Annotated in this window: 21 protein-coding genes and 1 pseudogene; 12 read left to right on the top strand and 10 right to left on the bottom strand. The window is 60.9% G+C overall.

Annotation, left to right across the window (positions count from 1 at the left end; genetic code table 11):
- The first annotated feature begins 172 nt into the window (after positions 1 to 172).
- The 4 genes from purL (at position 173) to ACIOYV_RS30795 (ending at position 5,955) form a co-directional block, all read left to right on the top strand.
- On the top strand, positions 173 to 4,069 hold the full coding sequence (purL, locus tag ACIOYV_RS30780; RefSeq protein ID WP_163908619.1) for a phosphoribosylformylglycinamidine synthase: 3,897 nt from the start codon (positions 173 to 175) through the stop codon (positions 4,067 to 4,069).
- Positions 4,070 to 4,074: 5 nt separating this feature from the next.
- Positions 4,075 to 4,386 (top strand): NGG1p interacting factor NIF3, encoded by a 312-nt coding sequence (locus ACIOYV_RS30785; protein ID WP_401329903.1) that lies wholly within the window; start codon positions 4,075 to 4,077, stop codon positions 4,384 to 4,386.
- 559 nt (positions 4,387 to 4,945) lie between these two features.
- The gene (locus ACIOYV_RS30790; protein WP_401329906.1) at positions 4,946 to 5,275 is read left to right on the top strand and encodes a DUF6124 family protein; all 330 of its coding nucleotides are present in this window, start codon (positions 4,946 to 4,948) and stop codon (positions 5,273 to 5,275) included.
- Positions 5,276 to 5,631: 356 nt separating this feature from the next.
- A complete protein-coding gene (locus ACIOYV_RS30795; RefSeq protein ID WP_401329908.1) occupies positions 5,632 to 5,955 on the top strand; it encodes a hypothetical protein in 324 nt (107 codons plus the stop codon).
- 146 nt (positions 5,956 to 6,101) lie between these two features.
- Here ACIOYV_RS30795 and nagE read toward each other — a convergent pair whose 3' ends face one another.
- The 7 genes from nagE to ACIOYV_RS30830 all read right to left on the bottom strand — a co-directional run bounded on the left by nagE (position 6,102) and on the right by ACIOYV_RS30830 (position 14,910).
- On the bottom strand, positions 6,102 to 7,811 hold the full coding sequence (gene nagE, locus ACIOYV_RS30800; RefSeq protein ID WP_401329911.1) for an N-acetylglucosamine-specific PTS transporter subunit IIBC: 1,710 nt from the start codon (positions 7,809 to 7,811) through the stop codon (positions 6,102 to 6,104).
- Between the two features lie 41 nt (positions 7,812 to 7,852).
- Positions 7,853 to 10,369, bottom strand: a complete 2,517-nt coding sequence (gene ptsP, locus ACIOYV_RS30805) for a phosphoenolpyruvate--protein phosphotransferase (RefSeq protein ID WP_401329914.1) — start codon at positions 10,367 to 10,369, stop codon at positions 7,853 to 7,855.
- A 55-nt stretch (positions 10,370 to 10,424) separates the two neighbouring features.
- Positions 10,425 to 11,447, bottom strand: a complete 1,023-nt coding sequence (locus tag ACIOYV_RS30810; RefSeq protein ID WP_401329917.1) for an SIS domain-containing protein — start codon at positions 11,445 to 11,447, stop codon at positions 10,425 to 10,427.
- A complete protein-coding gene (gene nagA, locus ACIOYV_RS30815) occupies positions 11,428 to 12,534 on the bottom strand; it encodes an N-acetylglucosamine-6-phosphate deacetylase (RefSeq protein WP_401329920.1) in 1,107 nt (368 codons plus the stop codon). The genes ACIOYV_RS30810 and nagA overlap by 20 nt, the downstream gene beginning before the upstream one ends.
- A gap of 37 nt (positions 12,535 to 12,571) precedes the next feature.
- A complete protein-coding gene (locus ACIOYV_RS30820) occupies positions 12,572 to 13,303 on the bottom strand; it encodes a GntR family transcriptional regulator (RefSeq protein WP_163908634.1) in 732 nt (243 codons plus the stop codon).
- A gap of 484 nt (positions 13,304 to 13,787) precedes the next feature.
- On the bottom strand, positions 13,788 to 14,291 hold the full coding sequence (locus tag ACIOYV_RS30825) for a murein L,D-transpeptidase family protein (RefSeq protein WP_054054751.1): 504 nt from the start codon (positions 14,289 to 14,291) through the stop codon (positions 13,788 to 13,790).
- A gap of 67 nt (positions 14,292 to 14,358) precedes the next feature.
- Positions 14,359 to 14,910 carry an NUDIX hydrolase gene (locus tag ACIOYV_RS30830; RefSeq protein WP_054054749.1) on the bottom strand — a complete coding sequence of 184 codons (552 nt, stop codon included), beginning with the start codon at positions 14,908 to 14,910 and terminating at the stop codon, positions 14,359 to 14,361.
- Between the two features lie 146 nt (positions 14,911 to 15,056).
- On the opposite strand from ACIOYV_RS30830, the gene ACIOYV_RS30835 reads away from it, so the two are divergent.
- The 5 genes from ACIOYV_RS30835 (at position 15,057) to purT (ending at position 18,359) form a co-directional block, all read left to right on the top strand.
- Positions 15,057 to 15,656 carry a CoA pyrophosphatase gene (locus ACIOYV_RS30835; RefSeq protein ID WP_054054747.1) on the top strand — a complete coding sequence of 200 codons (600 nt, stop codon included), beginning with the start codon at positions 15,057 to 15,059 and terminating at the stop codon, positions 15,654 to 15,656.
- A gap of 50 nt (positions 15,657 to 15,706) precedes the next feature.
- Positions 15,707 to 16,231 (top strand): gamma carbonic anhydrase family protein, encoded by a 525-nt coding sequence (locus ACIOYV_RS30840; protein WP_401329924.1) that lies wholly within the window; start codon positions 15,707 to 15,709, stop codon positions 16,229 to 16,231.
- A complete protein-coding gene (locus ACIOYV_RS30845; RefSeq protein WP_401329927.1) occupies positions 16,228 to 16,443 on the top strand; it encodes a DUF1289 domain-containing protein in 216 nt (71 codons plus the stop codon). Before ACIOYV_RS30840 ends, ACIOYV_RS30845 begins: the two co-directional genes overlap by 4 nt.
- Before the next feature lie 165 nt (positions 16,444 to 16,608).
- Positions 16,609 to 17,076: a VUT family protein gene (locus ACIOYV_RS30850; protein WP_054054741.1), complete on the top strand. Its 468-nt coding sequence runs from the start codon at positions 16,609 to 16,611 to the stop codon at positions 17,074 to 17,076.
- A gap of 101 nt (positions 17,077 to 17,177) precedes the next feature.
- The gene (purT, locus tag ACIOYV_RS30855) at positions 17,178 to 18,359 is read left to right on the top strand and encodes a formate-dependent phosphoribosylglycinamide formyltransferase (protein WP_054054740.1); all 1,182 of its coding nucleotides are present in this window, start codon (positions 17,178 to 17,180) and stop codon (positions 18,357 to 18,359) included.
- Positions 18,360 to 18,459: 100 nt separating this feature from the next.
- Here purT and ACIOYV_RS30860 read toward each other — a convergent pair whose 3' ends face one another.
- The 3 genes from ACIOYV_RS30860 to ACIOYV_RS30870 form a co-directional block, all read right to left on the bottom strand.
- Positions 18,460 to 19,776, bottom strand: a complete 1,317-nt coding sequence (locus ACIOYV_RS30860) for an MFS transporter (protein ID WP_054616047.1) — start codon at positions 19,774 to 19,776, stop codon at positions 18,460 to 18,462.
- Positions 19,777 to 20,084: 308 nt separating this feature from the next.
- A complete protein-coding gene (locus tag ACIOYV_RS30865) occupies positions 20,085 to 21,326 on the bottom strand; it encodes a transporter associated domain-containing protein (RefSeq protein WP_401329931.1) in 1,242 nt (413 codons plus the stop codon).
- A gap of 12 nt (positions 21,327 to 21,338) precedes the next feature.
- Positions 21,339 to 22,151 carry an inner membrane protein YpjD gene (locus tag ACIOYV_RS30870; protein WP_401329934.1) on the bottom strand — a complete coding sequence of 271 codons (813 nt, stop codon included), beginning with the start codon at positions 22,149 to 22,151 and terminating at the stop codon, positions 21,339 to 21,341.
- 209 nt (positions 22,152 to 22,360) lie between these two features.
- Between ACIOYV_RS30870 and ffh the strand changes: the two genes are divergently transcribed.
- From ffh to ACIOYV_RS30885, 3 genes and pseudogenes are all read left to right on the top strand, one after another.
- Positions 22,361 to 23,737, top strand: a complete 1,377-nt coding sequence (gene ffh, locus ACIOYV_RS30875) for a signal recognition particle protein (RefSeq protein WP_054054731.1) — start codon at positions 22,361 to 22,363, stop codon at positions 23,735 to 23,737.
- A 249-nt stretch (positions 23,738 to 23,986) separates the two neighbouring features.
- Positions 23,987 to 24,238, top strand: a complete 252-nt coding sequence (gene rpsP, locus ACIOYV_RS30880) for a 30S ribosomal protein S16 (RefSeq protein WP_010463010.1) — start codon at positions 23,987 to 23,989, stop codon at positions 24,236 to 24,238.
- A gap of 83 nt (positions 24,239 to 24,321) precedes the next feature.
- Positions 24,322 to 24,544: pseudogene (locus ACIOYV_RS30885) on the top strand (ribosome maturation factor RimM); the annotation flags it as partial.

The raw sequence follows: 24,544 nt of genomic DNA on the forward strand, positions 1-24,544 counted from the left end.
AAAGCGCATTTTGTGACAGAAAAAATAACCCCTGATAAGCACCCGTTCCGGCCTCCGATACCCGGCCCGACGTCCGGGTCATGCCGCCCGTACCGTTTCGGGTGATGTCGCGAGCTGTTTAGGCTAGAATGCACGGCCTCAAAGCACACCCCTTCCCGAGGCTGTCCCGAAGATGTTGATCCTGCGCGGCGCTCCTGCCCTTTCTGCCTTTCGCCACAGCAAACTCCTTGAGCAACTGAGCCAGAAAGTTTCGGCTGTCAGCGGCTTGTATGCTGAATTCGCTCACTTCGCCGAAGTCACCGGCGTCCTGACCGGCGACGAACAGCAGGTGCTTGCGCGCCTTCTGAAGTACGGCCCAAGTGTCCCGGTGCAAGAACCGACCGGACGTCTTTTCCTGGTGTTGCCGCGTTTCGGCACCATTTCGCCATGGTCCAGTAAAGCCAGCGATATCGCTCGCAACTGCGGCCTTAGCAAAATCCAGCGCCTGGAACGCGGCATCGCGTTCTACGTGGCTGGCCAGTTCAGCGACGCCGACGCGCAGCTGATTGCCGATGTGCTGCACGACCGCATGACCCAGATCGTATTGGGCAACCTCGAACAGGCTGCCGGCCTGTTCAGCCATGCCGAGCCCAAGCCCCTGACCGCGATTGACGTGTTGGGTGGCGGCCGCGCCGCGCTGGAAAAAGCCAACACCGAGCTGGGCCTTGCCCTGGCCGAAGACGAGATCGATTACCTGGTCAACGCCTTCGTCGGCTTGAAGCGCAACCCGCACGACATCGAACTGATGATGTTCGCCCAGGCGAACTCCGAGCACTGCCGTCACAAGATCTTCAACGCCAGTTGGGACATCGACGGCCAGAGCCAGGAAAAAAGCCTGTTCGGCATGATCAAGAACACCTACGTGATGCACAGCGAAGGCGTTCTGTCGGCTTATAAGGACAACGCCTCGGTAATCGTCGGCAACGTCGCCGGCCGTTTCTTCCCGGACCCTGAAACCCGCCAGTACGGCGCGGTGCAGGAACCGGTGCACATCCTGATGAAAGTCGAGACTCACAACCACCCGACCGCGATTGCCCCGTTCCCGGGCGCGTCCACCGGTTCCGGTGGCGAGATTCGTGACGAAGGCGCAACCGGTCGTGGCGCCAAGCCGAAGGCTGGCCTGACCGGTTTCACCGTATCCAACCTGCAAATCCCGGGCTTCGAACAGCCGTGGGAAGTGCCGTACGGCAAGCCTGAGCGCATCGTCACCGCGCTGGACATCATGATCGAAGGCCCACTGGGTGGCGCCGCGTTCAACAACGAATTCGGTCGTCCAGCCCTGACCGGTTACTTCCGTACCTTCGAACAGTCGATCACCACCCCGCGTGGCGACGAAGTTCGCGGTTACCACAAGCCGATCATGCTGGCCGGCGGTATGGGTAACATCCGTGCCGAACACGTACAGAAAGGCGAGATCACCGTCGGCTCCAAGCTGATCGTCCTCGGCGGCCCGGCGATGCTGATCGGCCTGGGCGGCGGCGCTGCTTCCTCCATGGCCACCGGCACCAGCTCGGCGGACCTGGACTTTGCATCCGTACAGCGCGAAAACCCTGAGATGGAACGCCGCTGCCAGGAAGTCATCGACCGTTGCTGGCAACTGGGTGAAAACAACCCGATCAGCTTCATCCACGACGTGGGTGCGGGCGGTCTGTCCAACGCCTTCCCGGAACTGGTCAACGACGGCAACCGTGGCGGTCGCTTCGAACTGCGCAACATTCCAAACGACGAGCCGGGCATGGCCCCGCACGAAATCTGGAGTAACGAATCTCAGGAACGCTACGTTCTGGCGGTTGGCCCGGCGGACTTCGAACGCTTCCAGGCGATCTGCGAACGTGAGCGTTGCCCGTTTGCCGTAGTCGGCGAAGCCACTGCCGAGCCGCAACTGACGGTCACCGACAGCCACTTCGGCAACAGCCCGGTGGACATGCCGCTCGAAGTGCTGCTGGGCAAAGCTCCGCGCATGCACCGTTCGGCCGTTCGTGAAAACGAACTGGGCGACGACTTCGATCCGTCGACGCTAGACATTGCCGACTGCGTCGAGCGCGTTCTGCATCACCCGGCTGTCGCGAGCAAAAGCTTCCTGATCACCATCGGCGACCGCACCATCACCGGCCTCGTGGCCCGTGACCAAATGGTCGGCCCGTGGCAGGTTCCGGTGGCCGACGTTGCCGTCACCGCCACCAGCTTCGACGTCTACACCGGTGAAGCCATGGCCATGGGCGAGCGCACTCCGCTGGCCTTGCTCGACGCTCCGGCGTCGGGCCGCATGGCCATCGGCGAAACCCTGACCAACATTGCCGCGTCGCGCATCAACAAGATCTCCGACATCAAACTGTCGGCGAACTGGATGTCCGCCGCCGGTCACCCGGGTGAAGACGCGCGTCTGTACGACACCGTGAAAGCGGTCGGCATGGAACTGTGCCCGGACTTGGGCATTACCATTCCGGTGGGCAAGGACTCGATGTCCATGGCCACGCGCTGGAACGACGAAGGCGTCGACAAGACTGTCACTTCGCCAATGTCCCTGATCGTGACCGGTTTCGCGCCAGTGGCTGACATCCGTCAGACCCTGACCCCGGAACTGCGCATGGACAAAGGCACCACCGACCTGATCCTGATCGATCTGGGCCGTGGTCAGAACCGCATGGGCGCCTCGATCCTGGCCCAGGTTCACGGCAAGCTCGGCTCGCAAGCGCCGGACGTCGATGATGCCGAAGACCTGAAAGCCTTCTTCGCCGTGATCCAGGGCCTCAATGCCGACGGTCACCTGTTGGCTTACCACGACCGTTCCGACGGTGGTTTGCTGACCAGCACCGTGGAAATGGCCTTCGCCGGTCACTGCGGTCTGAGCCTGAACCTCGATGGCCTGGCGGAAACTTCCGCCGACATCGCTGCGATCCTGTTCAACGAAGAGCTCGGCGCTGTGATCCAGGTTCGCCAGGACGCTACTCCAGACATCCTCGCGCAATTCAGCGCAGCCGGTCTGGGCGACTGCGTGTCGGTGATCGGTCAGCCGATGAACAACGGCCAGATCAACATCACCTTCAACGGCGAAACCGTTTTCGAAGGCCAGCGTCGTCTGCTGCAACGTACCTGGGCTGAAACCAGCTACCAGATCCAGCGTCTGCGTGACAACGCCGACTGCGCCGAGCAAGAGTTCGACGTGCTGCTGGAAGAAGACAACCCGGGCCTGAGCGTCAAGCTGAGCTACGACGTCAACCAGGACGTCGCCGCGCCTTACATCAAGAAAAACATCCGCCCACAGGTTGCCGTACTGCGTGAGCAGGGCGTCAACGGTCAGGTGGAAATGGCTGCCGCGTTCGACCGCGCCGGTTTCAACGCGATTGACGTGCACATGAGCGACATTCTGGCCGGCCGTGTCGACCTGAACGACTTCAAGGGCATGGTCGCTTGCGGCGGTTTCTCCTACGGCGACGTACTGGGTGCCGGTGAAGGCTGGGCCAAATCCGCACTGTTCAACAGCCGCGCTCGCGATGCGTTCCAGGGCTTCTTCGAACGTAACGACAGCTTCACCCTCGGCGTGTGCAACGGTTGCCAGATGATGTCCAACCTGCACGAGCTGATCCCGGGCAGCGAGTTCTGGCCGCACTTCGTGCGTAACCGTTCCGAGCAGTTCGAAGCCCGCGTCGCGATGGTCCAGGTCCAGGAGTCGAACTCGATCTTCCTGCAAGGCATGGCCGGTTCGCGCATGCCGATCGCCATCGCTCACGGTGAAGGTCATGCCGAGTTCGCCAGCGAAGAAGCGTTGCTGGAAGCCGATCTGTCGGGTTGCGTGGCCATGCGTTTCGTCGACAACCACGGCAAGGTCACCGAGAAATACCCGGCCAACCCGAACGGCTCGCCGCGCGGGATCACCGGTTTGACCAGCCGCGACGGTCGCGTAACCATCATGATGCCGCACCCGGAACGTGTGTTCCGCGCCGTGCAGAACTCGTGGCGCTCGGAAGACTGGAACGAAGACGCACCTTGGATGCGTATGTTCCGTAATGCGCGCGTCTGGGTTAACTGATAGCTGTGTACAAGCTCTGCTTTTTTGTTCCGGCCAGTCATGTGGAACAGGTCAAAAGTGCCGTATTCGCCGCCGGTGGCGGACGGATCGGCGCTTATGATCACTGCGCATGGCAGGTGTTGGGCCTGGGCCAGTTTCGTCCACTGGACGGCAGCCAGCCGTTTATTGGCGAAGCGGGGCAGGTCGAGCAGGTTGAGGAATGGAAAGTTGAGCTGGTGGTGGCGGATGAGTTGATCGTGGCCGCGGTGTCTGCGTTGAAACTGAGCCATCCCTATGAGACGCCGGCTTATGAAGTGTGGCGGCTGGAGGATTTCTGATCTTCCTGGCTGCTGAAATGAGAAACCCGCTGATGCAGATCAGCGGGTTTTTTGTTGTTCGGGATTTGTGGTACCCGGGCGGGCCTCTTCGCGGGCGAGCCTCGCTCCTACAGGAGAAACGCATTCCCATGTAGGAGCGAGGCTTGCCCGCGAAGACGGACTAAGCCACGCCCGCGTAGTCACTGTCTGTCAGACCATTAAACATCGCCGCAAAGTCCCTGTTTAAAAACGCTCGAAGTAACTTCCTGAGACCTACAAATTCTTGCGCCGTTGCCTACGGCTACGCCAGAATCCGCCGGCTTGTGCGCTTTGGGGCTGCTCGGTAATTTGATTCCTGTCACTGCCCATCAGTGATCGGGTTTAGCAGCCCAGGGTATCTAGTGAGTAGCGCAAGCTCCGTCAGTCAGGCCTTCCCATGCCTGCACTCGATGGTGGCTGTGCGCAGGGCGCCTTCGGGCGCGCCGGCTTTGCTAGTTTCCCCGGTCTGCTAACCTGCGCACAGCTGCCTCCCTCTCGTTTAGCAGCAGGAGAGTTGGCACTCAATTAGAGAAAATAGCGTATGTCTAAAATTACCCCCGATCCGCCAGAAACCGATCCGACATCTCCGCAACAACCCGAAGCAAAACCACGCGACATCCCCTCATTCGCCGACATCAAAGCCACCCCGCGCACACCCGGCAGCCTGTTTGCCGTAAGCCCCGAAGCCACCCGCGAAACCCTGATGGCTTACCTTGTCGAAACCCTGGCCTCGGTCGACGTAATGGTCCATAACCTGGTAGACCTGCTGGACGGCAGTTCGCGCAATGCCCTGCTGGGCATTTCAAACAGCGTGATGCTGGCGGAAATCACCGCGAATCGAGTGCTGGATCAGATCGACCCGCGCGAATAGACCCCGGTTACTGTGGCGAGGGGGCTTGCCCCCGTTGGACTGCGTAGCAGTCCCATTTGGAGGCGCTTCGCACCTCAACGGGGGCAAGCCCCCTCGCCACAGGTTTTGTGTGGATCAGACCTTCGCACTCAACTCACTACGCGTGGCGACTGCCACTACAACCGACCAGTTTTTGGCCGAATGGGACTGCTGCGCAATCTTGCAAGACTAACTGGAGACCCCGGATGGCAACGCCCAATAGTGGCCACGTCCTCTAATCTGCCTTGGACACCTTGGTCAAGAAACCTTTGAACCAGGCCGATGACGCTGCGCTAGTAAGCGCGGCGAAAGCTGTCTGGTATTCGAAGGATGATCTTGTGAGTGAAGTTGAAGCATTCCTGAGTCGTCACGCTGAGGAGGTCGAGGTTCGTCGTGCAGGCTATTTGCTTGAGCGGTTTACACGCTTTGCATGTGTTTCAGATAGCCGTGTATTAGAGACCTTCGGTGCTCTTAAACTTTTTTTGCGCTCGACGCCCAGATTGGAAGTGCGATCACAGGCAGTGGCTGTTCCGCTTCGCAAGCGACGAGATGAACTCGCGGTTTCTTGGGGGCTGAGTGAGGGGTTGGGTTTGAAAGTTCAGACGCTCATGCCTTTCCAGACTCGACATTACGAAGCTGAGCAGCATGTTACGTCTGCTTGAATTTTAAGTTTGCAGTGTTTGTCAGGGCCTCTTCGCGGGCAAGCCTCGCTCCTACAGTATCGAGTCGATCCAAGATGATGTGAATGACGCAAAACCTGTAGGAGCGAGGCTTGCCCGCGAAGACGGACTAACAGGCGCCAGAGATTTTAGACCTTGGCACTCACCTCACTACGATTGACCAACGCCTCCAACGCCCCACTCAAACTCGGCGCTTTATCGCCAATCAACAAATGCCAGACGCCACCCTCCAACTGGCTGACACCCTGGCAACCCAGTGCCTTCAGATCACATTCCGACAACGCCTTGCCATCCGCCAGATGCAGGCGAATCCGGGTCATGGCGATGCAGTCCATTTGCAGCACATTGTCGCCTCCGCCCAACGCATTCAGCCACTGCTGCGCCTCTGGCAGCGCGACGGGTTTTACTTCTTCGACAACAGCGGCAGGGGCGCTGATCACGGCGCGACCCAGCGCCGGCATCGCCAGGCGAATTTCATCGGCAATGCTGTCCGCCATCGGCCCGACCACCACTTGCAAACTCCCGCCCTTGCCCGGACGCACTACCGCCATCGCGCCCAGCGCTTTCAACTCGGCATCGTTGGCTTTGTTGCGATCGACCATGTCCAGCCGCAATCGCGTGGTGCATGCACCCACGGTGATCAAGTTGGCAGCGCCGCCTAATGCCTTGATGTAGGCGCCGGCACGTTCATTCTCGGCGACCACGACCCTTTCACCAGAAACAACATCTTCACGCCCCGGCGTCTTCAGGTTGAAGCGGCGAATACAGAAGTCGAACACCACGTAGTAGATGACCGCATACGCCAACCCCACCGGTACCACCAACCAGCCGTTGGTGGACTTGCCCCAGCCCAGCACCATGTCGATGAAGCCTCCGGAGAAAGTAAAACCAAGATGGATGTTCAGCATATTGGTGATCGCCATCGACAGGCCGGTCAGCACGGCGTGCACCAGATACAACATCGGCGCGAGGAACATGAAGGCGAACTCAATCGGCTCGGTCACACCGGTCAAAAACGAGGTCAGCGCCATGGACAGGAAGATCCCGCCCATGACTTTGCGCCGCTCCGGCAAGGCGTTGCGGTACATCGCCAGGCACGCGGCGGGCAGGCCGAAGATCATCATCGGGAACATGCCGGTCATGAACTGGCCACCCTTCGGATCGCCGGCAAAGTAGCGCGACAGATCGCCGGTAACGATGGCGCCGGTCGTTGGATCGGTGAAGTTGCCGAACACAAACCACGCCATGTTGTTGAGGATGTGGTGCAGGCCGGTGACGATCAGCAGGCGGTTGAACACGCCGAAGACGAAGGCGCCGAAGCTGCCACTTTCCATCATCAACGCGCCGAAACTGTTGATGCCTTGCTGGATCGGCGGCCAGATATAGCCAAAAACCAGGCCGAGGCCTACAGCCGCAAAACCGGTGACGATGGGCACGAAGCGTCGGCCACCGAAGAAGGCGAGGTACTCCGGCAACTTGATGTCCTTGAAGCGGTTGTACAACGCGCCGGCCATCAAGCCACTGACGATCCCGGCGAGCATGCCCATGTTGATGCTCGCATCCAGCACCTTGAGCGTGGAGATCATCACCAGGTAACCAATCACCCCGGCGAGGCCTGCGGTGCCGTTGTTGTCCTTGGCGAACCCGACCGCGATGCCGATGGCGAAGATCATCGCCAGGTTGGCGAAGATCACCTGGCCGGCATCGTGGATGATCGCGATGTTCAGCAGGTCGGTGTCACCCAGACGCAGCAACAGGCCGGCGATGGGCAGGATCGCGATCGGCAGCATCAGCGCGCGGCCGAGGCGCTGCAAGCCTTCGATAAAGTATTGGTACATGGCGGATCTCCCTGTGTTCTTTTTGTTTTAGAGCTGGTTGTTCAGCTCAGAGGCCAATGTTGGTGACAGGCGTGACGCACCGCGCCGGCGCTGCTCAACTTGAGCAAGTCCTGGCTGATGCGTCGGCATTCGCTCGCGTCGAGATGGCGGACGCGGTCCTTGATTTCACCGATCTGCACCGGGTTCACCGACAACTCACTGACCCCCAGGCCAATCAGCACCGGCGTGGCCAACGGATCGGAGGCGAGCGCGCCGCACACCCCGACCCAACGGTTATGCACCGCCGCGCCGGCGCAGGTCTGGGCGATCAATCGCAGCAACGCTGGATGCAGCGCATCGACCCGCGAGGCGAGGCCGGCGTGGTCGCGGTCCATGGCCAGGGTGTACTGCGACAAATCGTTGGTGCCGATGGACAGGAAGTCCGCGTGCTCGGCGAGTTGCTCGGCCAGCAGCGCGGCGGCCGGGACTTCGATCATCACCCCAAGCTCCGGACGCTGGGTCAGTTCCAACTCGGTGCACAAGGCATCGAGGCGCTGGCGGATGTGCAGCAGCTCATCGACTTCGGTGACCATCGGCAACAGGATCCGGCAGCGCGACAACGGGCAGACGTGCAGCAGCGCGCGCAGTTGCTGGTCGAGCAATTCCGGGCGCACCTGGGCCAGGCGAATGCCGCGCAAACCGAGTACCGGATTGGCCTCGGTCGGCAGTGGCAGGTAGTCGAGTTGTTTGTCGCCGCCGACGTCGATGGTGCGGATGATCACCGATTTGTCGCCCATGGCATCGAGTACGGATTGGTAGGCGAGGCGTTGTTCCTGTTCGTCTGGCGCGGTGTTGCGGTCGACGAAGAGAAACTCGGTGCGCAGCAGGCCAACGCCATCGGCGCCATTGGCCAGCGCATCCGCCGCCTCAGCGCTGGACGCCACATTGGCCGCGACTTCGATGTGCAAGCGATCAAGGGTTAGTGCCGGGGTATGCGCTTGTGCCTGTTGTTGAGCGCGGCGTTGTTGATGATCGAGTTGTGCCTGACGCACCTCGGCCAGACGTTCGGTGGTCGGCGTCAGTTCAAGCCGACCGCCGTCGGCATCCAGCACCACCGCTTGGCCTTGCTCCTGATCCAGCAGCGTCGAACCCAATGCCACCAGGCACGGCAGGCCTTTGCCCCGAGCCAGAATCGCCACATGCGAGGTCGCGCCGCCCGCCGCCATGCACAACCCCGCGACACCGTGCTGGCTCAATTGCAGCAAGTCGGACGGCGTCAGTTCATGAGCGGCGACGATGGCGCCAGCCGGAATCTCGTAATGCCAGGTTTCCCCGAGCAGGGCGCGCAGCACCCGTTGCTTGAGGTCGCGCAGATCGTTGGCGCGTTCCGCCAGCAACGGACTGCCGAGTTGCTGGAGGACGTCGCACTGCACGTCGATGGATTGACTCCAGGCGTGAGTCGCGGCCATGCCCTTGTCGATGGATTGCGCCGCCGCGTCGAGCAACGCCGGGTCTTCGAGCAGCGCGAGGTGCGCGGCGAAGATCGCTTCTTCATCAGTGTTCTTGTGCTTTCTGGCCTGGGTCAGCGTGTGGTCGATTTCGCTGCGCACCACGCTCAGCGCCGTGTCGAGGGCGTGCAGTTGTTGCTCGGGATCGTGGTTGCCGGCATCCACCGGCAAACTGATCGCGTTCAAACGAAACAGCGGCCCGGCGACCAGGCCGGGCGCCGCGCAAACTCCGTGCAACACACCCGCTTCGGCGGGGCGATGACGTTGGGCAATCAGGGTTGGCGCAGCGGCGTGACTGTCTTCGGCCAGGGCGGTGGATAACGCGGTCAGCAATGCTTGCAGCGCGGCTTCCGCATCCGGGCCCTGACTGCTGACCTGCACTTCTTCCTGCTCGCCGACGGCCAGGCTCATCAGCCCAATCAAACTGTCGCAAGACGCCGACTTGCCGGCGAAATGCAGCTGCGACTTGCTCTTGAAACCTTGCGCGGTCTGGCGAATCAGCGCCGCCGGCCGAGCGTGCAAACCGCCGCAATGGGTGATGCGCACGTGGCCGTGAACTTCGATGCCGGAATGGTCGACTTCGACCTGAGCGCCATTAGCCAACCGCCGCACGATGTGCAGCAATGGATCGCCGACCTTCACCGATTTCAACGTGATCGGCCGCGCCTGGAAATCCTGGCTGTTGGTCAGGATCATCAAACTGACCAGGCTTTTGCATTGCTGCGCAACCTTGTCCAGGTCATAGCGCAGCAACGGTTGGCCGTTGGCGACGCGTGCGCCTTCCTTGACCAGCATCGAAAAACCTTCGCCCTGCAACTCGACGGTGTCGAGGCCCAGGTGCAGCAGCAGTTCGGCACCGTTGTCGGCACGCAAGGTCACCGCGTGGCCGGTGCGGGCGACGTGTACCACCACGCCGGCGCACGGGGCGTGGAGGGTGTCGTTCAGTGGGTCGATAGCAATCCCGTCACCCATGGCGCCGCTGGCGAACACCGGGTCCGGGACTTTGGCGAGTGTGAGCACCGGGCCGCTGAGCGGGGCGCTGAGGGTCAGCTCTTTATTGTTGTTGTGCATGGCTCGGTCTCATCAGTAAAAACGTCGGTTCGGATCGATTCGCGGACCTTTCGACTTAATGGGTGCGCGTCACTTTGCTCAGGTGCCGCGGCTGGTCCGGGTCCATGCCGCGGGCGACGGCCAAACCGGCGGCCATCACGTAGAAACTCTGGATCGCCAAAATCGGATCGAGGGCCGGGTGTTCGGCGCGGGTCAGGGTCAGGTCGCGTTCGCTGACGTCATCCGGTGCGGCCAACAACACGCGAGCACCGCGTTGGCGCATGTCCGCCGCCAGACTCAGCAAACCGGCCTGCTCGGCGCCGCGCGGGGCGAATACCAGCAGCGGGTATTGGTCGCCGATCAGCGCCATAGGGCCGTGGCGGACTTCGGCGCTGCTGAAGGCTTCGGCCTGGATCGCCGAGGTTTCCTTGAATTTCAGCGCGGCTTCCTGGGCGATGGCAAAACCGGCGCCACGGCCGATCACCATCAGCCGCTCGCAATCGCGCAGGGCCTCGATCGCCACGCTCCAATCCTGTTTTGCTGCATCGCGCAGACCTTCGGGCAGTGCGTTGCCGGCCTCGAGCAATTCCACGTCTTGTTTCCAGTGGGCGATCAATCGAGCGCTGGCGCTGAGGGTGGCGATAAAACTCTTGGTCGCCGCGACACTGCTTTCGGTGCCGGCCAGCAGCGGCAGGCTGAATTCGCACGCTGCTTCCAGAGGCGAGTCGGCGGCGTTGACCATGGAAATGCTCAGGGCGCCGCGTTTGCGCAACAGACGCAGGCTGTTCACCAAGTCCGGGCTTTGCCCCGATTGCGAGAACGCAAACGCGACCTGACCGCTGACCTTCAACGGGGCCTGTTGCATGGTCACCACCGACATCGGCAACGACGCCACCGGGATGCCCAGTTGCTGCATGGTCAGGTAGGCGAAATAACTGGCGGCATGGTCGGAGCTGCCACGGGCGACGGTCATCGCCACTTGCGGCGGCTGACGGCGCAGGCGTCCGGCAATCTCGATCATCTGCGGGTCGAGTTGTTGCAGTTGGGCTTGCACGGCCTCGAACGAGGACAGCGCCTCCTCAAGCATTTTTGAAGTCAATGTCTTCTCCTTCGACCATGACGGCGGTCAGTGTGAGTGAGCGATCCAGCCGCACGCAGTCGGCCCAGGCGCCGGGTTGCAGGCGCCCGCGTTCGGTAATGCCGAGGTAGTCGGCGGGGAATTGCGACAGACGCTGCGAAGCCTCGGCGATCGGCAAACCGATCTTCACCAGGTTGCGCAGGGCCTGATCCATGGTCAGGGTGCTGCCCGCCAAAGTGCCGTCGGCCAGGCGCACACCGCCCAGGCATTTGGTCACGGTGTGGCTGCCGAGCTTGTATTCACCGTCGGGCATGCCGGCGGCGGCGGTCGAATCGGTGACGCAATACAGGCACGGGATCGAGCGCAGGGCCACGCGCATGGCGCCGGGATGCACGTGCAACAAATCCGGAATCAGTTCGGCATATTTGGCGTGAGCGAGGGCCGCGCCGACGATTCCCGGTTCGCGGTGATGCAACGGGCTCATGGCGTTATAGAGGTGGGTGAAACTGGTCGCGCCGGCGTCCAGTGCGGCCACGCCTTCCTCGTAACTGCCGAGGGTGTGGCCGATCTGCATGCGTACACCGCGAGCGCTGAGGGTGCGGATCAACGCGTCATGGCCGGCGATTTCCGGAGCAATGGTGATCACGCGGATCGGCGCCAGCGCCAGGTACGCTTCGACTTCGGCCATCAATGCGGTGTGGGCGAAATTCGGTTGGGCGCCGAGTTTGCCGGGGTTGATGTACGGGCCTTCAAGGTGCACGCCGAGCACCCGGGCGCTGCCTGTCGGGCGCTGTTCGCAGAACTCGCCGACGGCTTTGAGCACGCTGGAAATCTCTTCGCTCGGCGCGGTCATGGTGGTGGCCAACAGCGAGGTGGTGCCGAAGCGCACGTGGGTTTTGGTGATGGTTTCGAAGGCTGTGGCGCCTTCCATGATGTCTTTGCCACCGCCGCCGTGCACATGCAGGTCGATGAAACCCGGCAGCAGGTAAGGCAGGTCATTGTCGGCTGGATCGCAGGGCACGCCTTCGATGGACACGACTTTGCCGTGCTGGTGAATCAGCCGGCCGCGAACCCAGCCGTGGGCAGTGAGGATGTTGTCTTCGGACATGATCGGTTCTCGGTAGCTTGGTTAGCGACGAAGCTCTTTATCGACGAAGCTCTGCGACAAAGTCGTAGTAGTCGTTACGGCAATAGGTGTCGGTGACTTCGATGGGCGTGTTGTCTTCCAGGTAGCCGACCCGGGTCATCAGCAACATGGCAGTGCCGGGGGCGATGCCGACCAGTGCGGCGAACTCATCCGAGGCGTTGATTGCCTGAATGTGCTGCAGAGCGCGGACAATCGGTTTGCCGATGCCATCGAGGTATTCGTAGAGGGAGTCGCCCACCGCTTGTGGCTTGGGAATGATCGAGGCGGGCAGGGTGCTCATCTCGATCGCCATCACCGTGTCGTCGGCTTTGCGCAGACGCTTGAGCCGCGCGACTTTATCGTTGGGCGAGAGGCCGAGGCGGATCAGTTCTTCGTGGGTCGGCGGGGTGATTTCCCGCTCCAGCCACTGCGAGCCGGGGACGAAACCTTTCAGACGGAGCATTTCGCTGAAACCGGAAAGGCGTGACAGCGGTTGTTCCAGACGCGGCGTGATGAAGGTGCCGGAACCCTGGTTGCGGCGGATCAGGCCTTGATCGAATAGCACTTCCAGCGCTTTGCGGGCGGTGACGCGGGAAATGCCCAGCGACTCGCTGAGGCTGCGCTCCGACGGCATCGCTTGCTCGGCTTTCCATTGGCCGGCATGGATCGCCGCCTCCAGATTGCGCGCCAGTTGCAGGTACAGGGGCGTCGGCTGGGTGTCGTCAGGACGTAGGGCCTGGATGTCATTCATGTAGGGCTTTTCCGATGCGGATGTTGGATTGTTGTCGCTCGGTTGTAGGACGAAACCTAATACCACTTAAATACCATGTCAATGAGACCACTTTGCTAGAGGCGCAGGAAAACCGGGGCTTTCGGGGTGGTTTAGTGGAGGTTGGCTTTAAGTGGTATTACGGGTGGGGGTTTTCAAAGCAAAGATCGCAGCCTGCGGCAGCGCCTACAGGTGGGAGTGGTATCAACCCTGTAGGCGCTGTCGCAGGCTGTGATCTTTTGATTTATTTTTTTGAAGGGCGACAGAAGGTAGCGGTTGGAACACGGATTAACTGGCGACTCGGTCTACTGTGGCGAGGGGGCTTACCCCCGTTCGGCTGCGCAGCAGTCGTAAATTCAGCACGCGCGGTGTGTCAGTTGAAACCCGGTTGCAGGATTTGGCACTGCTTCGCAGCGCAACGGGGGCAAGCCCCCTCGCCACAGAAGCCCATTCGACAGATGGGGAGTTAAGGCCGAATCTCGATCATCGTGCCATCCGGCACCAGTCCCCAGACCTCACGCATGTCCATGTTGCGCATGGCGATGCAGCCGTCGGTCCAGTCCAGGGTGTGGAACAGGTCTTCCGGGTAGTCGTAGGTGTCGGGGGTGCCGTGAATCATGATCATCCCGCCGGGATCGACGCCTTCGCGACGTGAGCGGGCCGAGTCGGTAATGTTCGGATACGAGATGTGCATGGCGAGGTTGAAGCGGTCACTGACCTTGCGCCAATCGACCCAGTAAAACCCCTCTGGCGTACGCTTGTCGCCTTCCATCAGCTTCGTGCCCCGAGGATTTTTGCCCAGGGAAATGCGGTAGGTTCGCAGCGGTTTGCCGTCGGCGATCAGTTGCAGTTGATGGGCGGATTTAAGCACCAGCACTTTTTCAATGGGTTTGCCGTCCAGAGTGACCACGGTGGAAGCCTGGGACACCACGACGAACGACAGGCAAAACAAAGCAAGCAACCAGCGCATTGAAACGATATCCCTAGAGGTGTCGCGACTATTTATAAGTTATAGATGGTTTTGGATTAACTGACGCTTAAGTGATGGCGGCTTGGGCGAGCGGCGGAATCGACTCGGATCGCACCGGGTAGACCTCCGTCTGCCGGTCAGCGAAGAAGCATTCTAAGGTACGGCCCACCGTGCGGAAAGCCAGCTCGGACCAAGGGATATCGGCTTCTTCGAACAACATGACTTCCAGGCTCTCGGGGCCGGCGGAGAAGTCCAGGTCCACCAGTTCGGCGCGGAAGAATACATGCACCTGACTGATGTGCGGCACGTCGATCAGCGTATAGATGCTCAGGTTGCGTACCCGGGCGCAGGCTTCCTCGGCGGTTTCGCGCACGGCAGCCTGCTCGATGGTCTCGCCGTTTTCCATGAAACCGGCGGGAAGGGTCCAGTAGCCGAGTCGCGGCTCGATGGCGCGGCGGCACAGCAACACTTTCGAACCCCAGGTGGCGACGCAACCGGCGACGATATTGGGGTTCTGGTAGTGAATGGTCTGACAGCTGTCGCAGACAAATCGCAGGCGCGAATCGCCTTCGGGAATGCGCTGAGTGACCGGGTTACCGCACTGACTGCAAAATTTCATGCTTGGGTTCCTGGAGGCTGCGCCTATCTTGGCGTGCGGCGGTGTCAGTCGGCAAGTTGTCGTTTCGCGACATGGGGCAGTTCGGGGGTTGGGCGGTCGGTGTGTTTGGTGCATGATGCAGGGTAAGGCACAGATCGAGAACACTCATGCTGGACGAGCTACTGCATCGGGTAAGCAACCACACGCCACGCACCCTTGAAACCGACAAGCGTTTCCCTGAGGCCGCCGTATTGGTGCCGATCACCCGCAGCGATGAACCGGAACTGGTTCTGACCCTGCGCGCCAGCGGGCTCTCGACCCATGGCGGCGAAGTCGCCTTCCCCGGCGGTCGACGCGACCCCGAAGACCCCGACCTGATCTTCACTGCCCTGCGCGAAGCCGAAGAAGAAATCGGCCTGCCGCCCGGTCTGGTGGAAGTGATCGGTCCGCTCAGCCCGTTGATCTCCCTGCACGGCATCAAGGTCACGCCTTATGTCGGCGTTATTCCCGATTACGTTGAATACCTGGCCAACGATGCCGAAATCGCCGCCGTGTTCAGCGTGCCCCTGGAGTTCTTTCGCGAGGACCCTCGGGAACACACCCACCGTATCGATTACCAGGGCCGCAGTTGGTACGTGCCGAGCTATCGATATGGCGAGTACAAGATCTGGGGGCTGACCGCGATCATGATCGTCGAGCTGATCAACCTGCTGTATGACGCCGACATCAGCCTGCATCATCCGCCCAAGAGTTTTATCAACACCTGAAGCCATCGTTCGAATGGCGTGAACCCGGCCTGAGCCTTGAGGACAACACGATGAAATACCGCCTGGGCGACGCCCGCGTCGAAACCCATCCACGGAGCTGGGTTGCGCCCAATGCCGTGCTGGTGGGCAAGGTCAAGCTGGAAGAGGGCGCCAACGTCTGGTTCAACGCCGTGTTGCGTGGCGACAACGAACTGATCCTGATCGGCAAGAACAGCAACGTCCAGGACGGCACCGTGATGCACACCGACATGGGCTACCCGCTGACCATCGGCACTGGCGTGACCATCGGCCACAACGCCATGCTCCATGGCTGCACAGTGGGCGACTACAGCCTTATCGGCATCAATGCGGTGATCCTCAACGGCGCGAAAATCGGCAAGAACTGCATCATCGGCGCCAATTCGCTGATCGGTGAAAACAAGGAGATTCCCGACGGTTCATTGGTCATGGGCTCGCCGGGCAAAGTCGTGCGCGAACTCACCGAGCCGCAGAAGAAAATGCTCGAAGCCAGCGCCGCCCACTATGTGCACAACTCGCAGCGCTATGCCCGCGACCTGGTCGAGCAGGAAGAATGAACGCCACTGAACGGCCGGTGCTATCGCCCTGCGTGAACATCTGCGCACTGGATGACGACGATATCTGCACCGGGTGCCAGCGTACGGTGGAAGAGATCACCCGCTGGAGCCGGATGGACAATGCCGAGCGCCGCAAGGTGCTGGAGTTGTGTCATGAACGGGCGAAGTCGAGTGGGTTGATCTGGATGATCGGGGGCAAATCCGATAATTGAGGTGCGGCCTTCGCGGGCAAGCCTCGCTCCTACAAGAACATCGCCGTACCTGTAGGAGCGAGGCTTGCCCGCGAAGACGTCATCACAAACGCTACCGTCTCCCTTGGCCCGAACCCGCCCCCTGAAGTACCCTGTGCTCCAAATTGACAGGTATCCCCAAGCCCTATGCTCTTCCTGATCGCCTACATCAGCAGCGTCGTGCTGATCAACTACGCCTTTTCCACCGCTCCGCACCTGGACATCATCTGGTCGGCCTGGGGCGGCCTGGTGTTTGTCCTGCGCGACATGGTGCAAACCCGCTTCGGCCACGGCGCCATTGCCGCGATGCTGGCGGCACTGGTGTTGTCCTACGTGACGTCCGACCCGTCCATCGCCCTGGCCAGCGCTACTGCGTTTGCGATATCCGAGTGCATCGACTGGCTGGTGTTCAGCATCACCAAGCGCCCATTGCACGATCGCTTGTGGATAAGTTCGGCGCTGAGCATTCCCCTCGATACCTTCATCTTTTTCGGCATGATCGACGCCTTCACCCCGGCCGTGATCCTTACCGCCATGGGCTCGAAGTTCGCCGGCGTAACGGTCGTCTGGCTGATCATGGCCTGGCGCTTGCGCAAACAGGCCGTCGCCAGCTGAAGCCAAACCCTGCGGTTCATGTAAAATGCCGCGCTTTCTCCCCATGGGAAGTGCGCCATTGGCCGATTCCCTCGATGATCCGCTTCTTTGAGGACCTTCAGATGACCCGTATCGGAACTCCATTGTCGCCCACTGCGACCCGCGTATTAATGTGTGGCTGTGGCGAGTTGGGCAAGGAAGTGGTGATCGAGCTGCAACGCCTGGGCGTTGAAGTGATCGCCGTGGATCGCTACGCCAATGCGCCGGCCATGCAAGTCGCCCATCGCAGCCATGTGATCAACATGCTCGACGGTGCGGCCCTGCGCGCTGTGATCGAGGCCGAAAAACCGCACTTTATCGTGCCGGAAATCGAAGCCATCGCCACCGCGACCTTGGTTGAACTGGAAGCCGAAGGCTTCACCGTGATCCCGACCGCTCGCGCCACGCAGTTGACCATGAACCGCGAAGGTATCCGTCGCCTGGCCGCTGAAGAGCTGGACCTGCCGACCTCGCCGTACCACTTCGCCGACACCTTCGAGGACTACAGCAAAGCCGTTGAAGACCTGGGCTTCCCGTGTGTGGTCAAACCGGTCATGAGCTCCTCGGGCAAAGGCCAGAGCCTGCTGCGCAGCGCCGACGACGTGAAAACCGCGTGGGATTACGCCCAGGAAGGCGGGCGTGCCGGTAAAGGTCGGGTGATCATCGAAGGTTTTATCGATTTCGACTACGAAATCACTCTGCTGACCGTGCGCCACATCGGTGGCACCACGTTCTGTGCGCCAGTCGGTCACCGTCAGGAGAAGGGCGACTACCAGGAATCCTGGCAGCCACAAGCCATGAGCCCGGTTGCCTTGGCTGAATCCGAGCGCGTCGCCAAAGCCGTGACCGAAGCCTTGGGTGGCCGTGGTCTGTTTGGCGTCGAGCTGTTCATCAAAGGTGATCAGGTGTGGTTCAGCGAAGTCTCGCCGCGCCCGCATGACACTGGCCTGGTGACCCTGATTTCCCAGGACCTGTCGCAATTCGCCCTGCACGCCCGGGCGATTCTGGGCCTGCCTATTCCGTTGATCCGTCAGGTCGGCCCATCGGCGTCGGCGGTGATCCTGGTGGAAGGGCAGTCGACCCAAACCGCGTTCGCCAACCTGGGCGCTGCATTGAGCGAGCCGGACACGGCGTTGCGTCTGTTCGGCAAGCCAGAAGTGAATGGCCAGCGCCGGATGGGTGTGGCGTTGGCGCGGGATGAGTCGATTGAGGCGGCTCGGGCCAAAGCGACCCGTGCTTCTCAGGCTGTTGTTGTAGAGCTGTAAACCGAGGCGTGGCCTTCGCGGGCAAGCCTCGCTCCTACATTGGATCTGTGTTCACGCGCGATCAGTGTAGGAGCGAGGCTTGCCCGCGAAGCTTTTTCTGTCAGGCCACCCGATTCAAATCGTTATGCCGTGTCTCTTTCAGGCACAGCACCGCAATCAAACTCAGCACCGCCGCCCCCGATACATACCCGCCGACATAACTCAAACCGCCCATCGCCACCAGTTTCTGCGCAAAGAACGGCGCCGCCGAGGCTCCGACAATGCCGCCCAGGTTGTAGGCTGCCGACGCACCGGTATACCGCACGTGAGTCGGAAACAGCTCCGGCAGCAAGGCGCCCATTGGCGCAAACGTCACGCCCATCAGAAACAGTTCGATGCACAAGAACAGCGCCACGCCCCAGGTCGTGCCGTGGGTCAGCAACGGTTCCATCAGGAAGCCGGACAAAATCGCCAGCACGCCACCGATGATCAGCACCGGTTTGCGCCCGTAACGGTCACTGGCCCAAGCCGACAACGGCGTCGCCGCCGCCATGAACAGCACCGCAAAACACAGCAGCGCGAGGAAGGTTTCGCGGGTGTAGCCGAGGGTCGACACCCCGTAGCTCAGGGAAAATACGGTCGAGATGTAGAACAGCGCATAGCAGACCACCATCGACCCGGCACCCAGCAACATCGGCGCCCAGTACTGGCTGAACAGCTCGACCAGCGGAATCTTTACCCGCTCCTGGCGCGCCATGGCGTTGGCGAACACCGGGGTTTCGTGGAGTTTGAGGCGCACATACAGGCCGACCATCACCAGCACGGCGCTCAACAGGAACGGAATGCGCCAGCCCCACGAGCGGAACTGTTCGTCGCTCAGGGTCATGGCCAGCGTCAGGAACAACCCGTTGGCCGCCAGGAAGCCAATCGAAGGGCCGAGCTGCGGGAACATGCCGAACCAGGCGCGTTTGCCCTTCGGCGCATTCTCCGTCGCCAGCAATGCCGCGCCGCCCCATTCGCCGCCTAGCCCCAGGCCTTGGCCAAACCGCAGCACGCAAAGCAGGATCGGCGCCCAGGCCCCGATGCTGTCGTAACCCGGCAGCACGCCAATCAACGTGGTGCACACACCCATCAACAGCAGCGACGCAACCAAGGTCGATTTGCGCCCGATGCGGTCACCGAAGTGGCCGAACAGCGCCGAACCCAATGGTCGCGCCAGGAAAGCGATGCCGAACGTGAGAAACGCCGAGAGCATCTGCGCAGTGCCGGAAGTCTGTGGGAAAAACACCGGCCCGATCACCAGCGCAGCGGCGGTGGCGTAGACGTAGAAGTCGTAGAACTCGATGGCGGTGCCGATGAAGCTCGCGGTGGCCACTCGTGTGGCGGAGTTCGTCGGCTGGGCAGGCGTGGTGTCGCTGTAAGCGGTGCTGGTCGTCATGCGGTGATCCCTGACAGTCATGCTCCAGTGGAGCGAATTATTATGGTCGAACACCCAGGGATGTGGGTTTAACGCAGCGTGCGGGTAGCACGGGGTAAGGCGGGGCTTGGGTAAGCGACTCGATTATAGGAAGGCGGCTAACGATTCAACAAGGGGGTTGGCTATCGAGGGCAAGGCAAAATCCATGTGGGAGCGAGCCTGCTCGCGAAGGCGGTGTATCAGCCAGCATTAATGTTGACTGTAACGCCCTCTTCGCGAGCAGGCTCGCTCCCACATTTTTCTGTGTTCACTGACAGAAAGGGATCGCGTCAGATTTTGGACAGGACCGGCACCGAACTGGTATGCCAGACCAACACCTGCGTGACGCGGTTGTCTTCGGTCTCGAGAATCTCCAGCCGATAACGCCCGATCTTCAGGCAAACCGAGCTTTCCGGAATAGTCTCCAGCGCCTCGGTCACGAGACCGTTCAGGGTTTTCGGGCCGTCGCTGGGCAGGTGCCAGCCAAGACTTTTATTCAGTTCGCGAATTGACGCCGCACCTTCGATCATCAATCGACCGTCGGCCTGTGGGTGAACGTGCGGGTTGTCCAGGCTGTGCTCGCTTTCGAACTCGCCGACGATTTCTTCGAGGATGTCTTCCAGGGTCACGATGCCGAGCACTTCGCCGTATTCGTCCACCACCATGCCCAGGCGCCGCTGTTGCTTGTGGAAATTCAGCAATTGCAACTGCAACGGCGTGCTTTCCGGCACGAAGTACGGTTCGTGGCAGGCCGCCAGCAACGCTTCGAGCGTCAGGCTGGCATCCGGCAACAAGTGGCGGATCTGCCGGGTATTGAGCACCGCTTCGACCTGATTGATGTCGCTGTGGAACACCGGCAGGCGCGTGCGGCGGTTGTTGCGCAGTTGTTCGATTATTTCGTCGAGGGTGTCGTCGAGGTTGATTCCGTCGACATCACTGCGCGGTACCAGAATGTCGTTGACCGTGATGTTGTCCAGCGCATGAATGCCCGACAGCGGGTGCGGGCGGGAGGGCGCGTGGTCGTGATCGTCGTGCCGATCCGCCTGTGCCTCGTCTTCGCTTTGCTGCACCACTTTGACCTTGCGGGCGAACGGGCGCATCAGCAATTGGCTGAAGCCATTGAGCAGCCAGGCTGCGGGGTAAATGATTTTCAGCGGCGCGCCGAGCAGCGTGTTGCCCAGGTTCAGTATCGCGTCCGGGTAGCGCACGGCCAGGGTGCGCGGCAGGTAGTCGGCGAACACCAGCAGGATCACGCCGGCACCGACGCAAGCAGCCCATGGGCCGTTTTCCGCCCAGGTGAAAATCGCCAGCAAGGTGCTGATGACCATGACCAGCGCGCGGCACAGGGTGTTACAGAGGATCAGGCTGTTCAGCGGAAAGCTCAGCTTCGCCAGGGGCTTGTCGCTCGACCGAGAGGCCGTGCGTTGGGCCAACAGGTACTGTTGCGCGACTTCGATGGCGGTAAACAGCCCCGACCACAAAATCAGCAGGGCGATCACTGCAAGCATCGGCCCTATGGGCAAGTCGTCCATTATTGCCGCCCGTCAGATGTGCAGAATGTATTCACGAACCAGCTTACTGCCGAAATAGGCCAGCATCAGCAGGCAGAAACCGGCGAGGGTCCAGCGGATCGCCTTGTGTCCGCGCCAGCCGAGGCGATTACGGCCCCACAGCAATACGCTGAACACGATCCAGGCCAGGCAGGCCAGCAGGGTCTTGTGCACCAGATGCTGCGCGAACAGATTCTCGACGAACAGCCAGCCAGAGATCAGCGACAGCGACAGCAAGGTCCAGCCGGCCCAGAGAAAGCCGAACAGCAGGCTTTCCATGGTTTGCAGCGGCGGGAAGTTCTTGATCAGCCCGGACGGATGCTTGTGCTTGAGCTGGTGATCTTGCACCAGCAGCAGCAAGGCCTGGAACACCGCGATAGTGAACATGCCGTAAGCCAGGATCGACAAAAGAATGTGGGCGAGGATGCCCGGCTCTTCGTCGATGATCTGCACGGTGCCGGCCGGGGCGAACTGCGCCAGGAGCACAGTTGCAGCGCCGAGCGGGAACAGCAATATCAGCAGGTTCTCCACCGGAATCCGCGAGCAGGCCAGCAGGGTCAGGGCGATAACGGCTGCGGCAATCAGGCTGGCGGCACTGAAGAAATCCAGGCCCAGGCCGATCGGCGTCAGCAGATGCGTGAACAGACTGGCGCTGTGAGCCAGCACGGCCAATACGCCGAGCGTGACCAGCAGGCGCTTGTTCGCCTTGGCTCCGGAGGCCAGGCGAGTGCCTTGATAGATAGTCGCAGCGGCATATAAGCAGGCGGCGGCGAGGGTGGTAAGCAAACTGGGTGACAAGGGGAGCATAAATCCTGTTAGGCAAGCCCGAAAGGCGCGAGTTTGGCATAGAACCCACATGGCACGAAAGACCATAGAACCTGACAGCGAGGTGTCCGCCAGACGCAGTCTTCGCTATAATCCGCGACCTGCCCACGCCGCAGGCTCGCCGAGCACATGTTTATTCCGGTCTGGGCCGCCATTATCCCGGTCTACACAGGGCCTGAAAGGATCGCGCAATGTTTGAAAACTTAACCGACCGTCTCTCGCAGACGCTGCGCCATGTCACCGGCAAGGCCAAGCTGACCGAAGACAATATCAAAGACACCTTGCGCGAAGTGCGCATGGCGTTGCTCGAAGCCGACGTCGCCCTGCCGGTGGTCAAGGACTTCGTCAATTCGGTCAAGGAACGCGCCGTCGGCACCGAAGTGTCGCGCAGCCTGACGCCGGGCCAGGCCTTCGTGAAGATCGTCCAGGCCGAACTCGAAAGCCTGATGGGCGCGGCCAACGAAGACTTGAACCTGAGCGCCGTTCCGCCCGCCGTCGTACTGATGGCCGGTTTGCAGGGCGCGGGTAAAACCACCACCGCCGGCAAACTTGCGCGCTTCCTTAAAGAGCGCAAGAAGAAGACGGTCATGGTCGTGTCCGCGGACGTTTACCGTCCTGCGGCGATCAAACAGCTGGAAATGCTCGCGGGTGAAGTCGGTGTTACCTTCTTCCCGTCCGACCTGAGCCAGAAGCCGGTCGAGATCGCGCAAGCCGCTATTAAAGAAGCAAAGCTGAAATTCATCGACGTCGTCATCGTCGATACCGCCGGTCGTCTGCACATCGACGAAGAGATGATGGGCGAGATCAAGGCGCTGCACGCCGCGATCAACCCGGTCGAAACCCTGTTCGTGGTCGATGCCATGACCGGCCAGGACGCCGCCAACACAGCCAAGGCCTTCGGTGATGCACTGCCGCTGACCGGTGTGATCCTGACCAAGGTCGACGGCGACGCCCGTGGCGGTGCCGCCCTGTCGGTCCGCGCCATCACTGGCAAGCCGATCAAGTTCATCGGTATGGGCGAGAAGAGCGAAGCGCTCGAACCGTTCCACCCTGAGCGGATTGCTTCGCGCATCCTCGGCATGGGCGACGTGCTCAGCCTGATCGAACAGGCTGAAGCGACCCTCGACAAGGACAAGGCCGACAAACTGGCCAAGAAGCTGAAGAAGGGCAAGGGCTTCGACCTCGAAGACTTCCGCGATCAGTTGCAACAGATGAAGAACATGGGCGGCCTCGGCGGCCTCATGGACAAGCTGCCGAACATCGGCGGTGTGAACCTGGCGCAAATGGGCAATGCCCAGGGCGCGGCAGAGAAGCAATTCAAGCAAATGGAAGCCATCATCAATTCCATGACCCCGGCCGAGCGCCGCGACCCTGAGCTGATCAGCGGTTCGCGCAAACGCCGGATCGCCATGGGTTCGGGCACTCAGGTGCAGGACATCGGTCGCTTGATCAAGCAACACAAGCAGATGCAGAAGATGATGAAGAAATTCTCCGCGAAAGGCGGAATGGCCAAAATGATGCGCGGCATGGGCGGTATGTTGCCCGGCGGCGGTATGCCGAAGATGTAAAGAATCCGCGCAAGGGCTTGCTCTTGCGCTGTCCACAGCAATGTGGGAACTCCAGCAAACCCGCACTTGGCGGGAGCTGACTGGCCGTTTTCAACGACGGCTCTATAGCAAATCTTGATGGCGACCGGAAGGCCGCCGGAAAAAGACATTTGCAAAAGTCCGGATATTCCTTAGAATATGCGGCCTTTCGGGCACCTATGCCCGCTGTGCCTTTAGATTTGCAGCACCGACTACAGGAACGATGTTCACATGCTAACAATCCGTCTTGCCCTTGGCGGCTCCAAAAAGCGCCCGTTTTACCACTTGACCGTAACCGACAGCCGCAACCCGCGCGACGGTTCGCACAAGGAACAGGTTGGTTTCTTCAACCCTGTTGCTCGTGGTCAAGAAGTTCGTCTGTCCGTGAACCAAGAGCGCGTAGCCTACTGGCTGAGCGTTGGTGCACAACCTTCTGAGCGTGTTGCTCAGTTGTTGAAGGATGCATCTAAGGCTGCGGCCTGAGCAATATGAGCGCGACGCCTGCTATTGCTGATGATTTGATCGTTATCGGCAAGATTTACTCTGTTCACGGCGTTCGCGGCGAAGTGAAGGTTTATTCCTTTACTGATCCGACTGAAAACCTGTTGCAGTACAAAACCTGGACGCTCAAGCGCGAAGGCAATGTCAAACAGGTCGAGCTGGTCAGCGGACGCGGGAACGACAAGTTCCTGGTCGCAAAGCTCAAGGGTCTCGATGATCGTGAAGAAGCTCGTCTTCTGGCCGGTTATGAGATCTGCGTGCCGCGCAACCTGTTCCCTGAATTGACCG

Source organism: Pseudomonas sp. NPDC087342 (assembly GCF_044744265.1).
Classification (GTDB): Bacteria; Pseudomonadota; Gammaproteobacteria; order Pseudomonadales; family Pseudomonadaceae; genus Aquipseudomonas; species Aquipseudomonas nunensis.

Excerpts from the sequence above, each read along its gene's own strand:
- ACIOYV_RS30865 (WP_401329931.1), bottom strand. The coding sequence starts at position 21,326 with ATGGACGACTTGCCCATAGGGCCGATGCTTGCAGTGATCGCCCTGCTG.
- purT (WP_054054740.1), top strand. The coding sequence starts at position 17,178 with ATGACCCGTATCGGAACTCCATTGTCGCCCACTGCGACCCGCGTATTA.
- ACIOYV_RS30835 (WP_054054747.1), top strand. The coding sequence starts at position 15,057 with ATGCTGGACGAGCTACTGCATCGGGTAAGCAACCACACGCCACGCACC.
- ptsP (WP_401329914.1), bottom strand. The coding sequence starts at position 10,369 with ATGCACAACAACAATAAAGAGCTGACCCTCAGCGCCCCGCTCAGCGGC.
- nagE (WP_401329911.1), bottom strand. The coding sequence starts at position 7,811 with ATGTACCAATACTTTATCGAAGGCTTGCAGCGCCTCGGCCGCGCGCTG.
- ACIOYV_RS30845 (WP_401329927.1), top strand. The coding sequence starts at position 16,228 with ATGAACGCCACTGAACGGCCGGTGCTATCGCCCTGCGTGAACATCTGC.
- nagA (WP_401329920.1), bottom strand. The coding sequence starts at position 12,534 with ATGTCCGAAGACAACATCCTCACTGCCCACGGCTGGGTTCGCGGCCGG.
- ACIOYV_RS30860 (WP_054616047.1), bottom strand. The coding sequence starts at position 19,776 with ATGACGACCAGCACCGCTTACAGCGACACCACGCCTGCCCAGCCGACG.
- ACIOYV_RS30820 (WP_163908634.1), bottom strand. The coding sequence starts at position 13,303 with ATGAATGACATCCAGGCCCTACGTCCTGACGACACCCAGCCGACGCCC.
- ACIOYV_RS30840 (WP_401329924.1), top strand. The coding sequence starts at position 15,707 with ATGAAATACCGCCTGGGCGACGCCCGCGTCGAAACCCATCCACGGAGC.
- ACIOYV_RS30830 (WP_054054749.1), bottom strand. The coding sequence starts at position 14,910 with ATGAAATTTTGCAGTCAGTGCGGTAACCCGGTCACTCAGCGCATTCCC.
- ffh (WP_054054731.1), top strand. The coding sequence starts at position 22,361 with ATGTTTGAAAACTTAACCGACCGTCTCTCGCAGACGCTGCGCCATGTC.
- ACIOYV_RS30825 (WP_054054751.1), bottom strand. The coding sequence starts at position 14,291 with ATGCGCTGGTTGCTTGCTTTGTTTTGCCTGTCGTTCGTCGTGGTGTCC.
- ACIOYV_RS30790 (WP_401329906.1), top strand. The coding sequence starts at position 4,946 with ATGTCTAAAATTACCCCCGATCCGCCAGAAACCGATCCGACATCTCCG.
- ACIOYV_RS30850 (WP_054054741.1), top strand. The coding sequence starts at position 16,609 with ATGCTCTTCCTGATCGCCTACATCAGCAGCGTCGTGCTGATCAACTAC.
- purL (WP_163908619.1), top strand. The coding sequence starts at position 173 with ATGTTGATCCTGCGCGGCGCTCCTGCCCTTTCTGCCTTTCGCCACAGC.
- rpsP (WP_010463010.1), top strand. The coding sequence starts at position 23,987 with ATGCTAACAATCCGTCTTGCCCTTGGCGGCTCCAAAAAGCGCCCGTTT.
- ACIOYV_RS30870 (WP_401329934.1), bottom strand. The coding sequence starts at position 22,151 with ATGCTCCCCTTGTCACCCAGTTTGCTTACCACCCTCGCCGCCGCCTGC.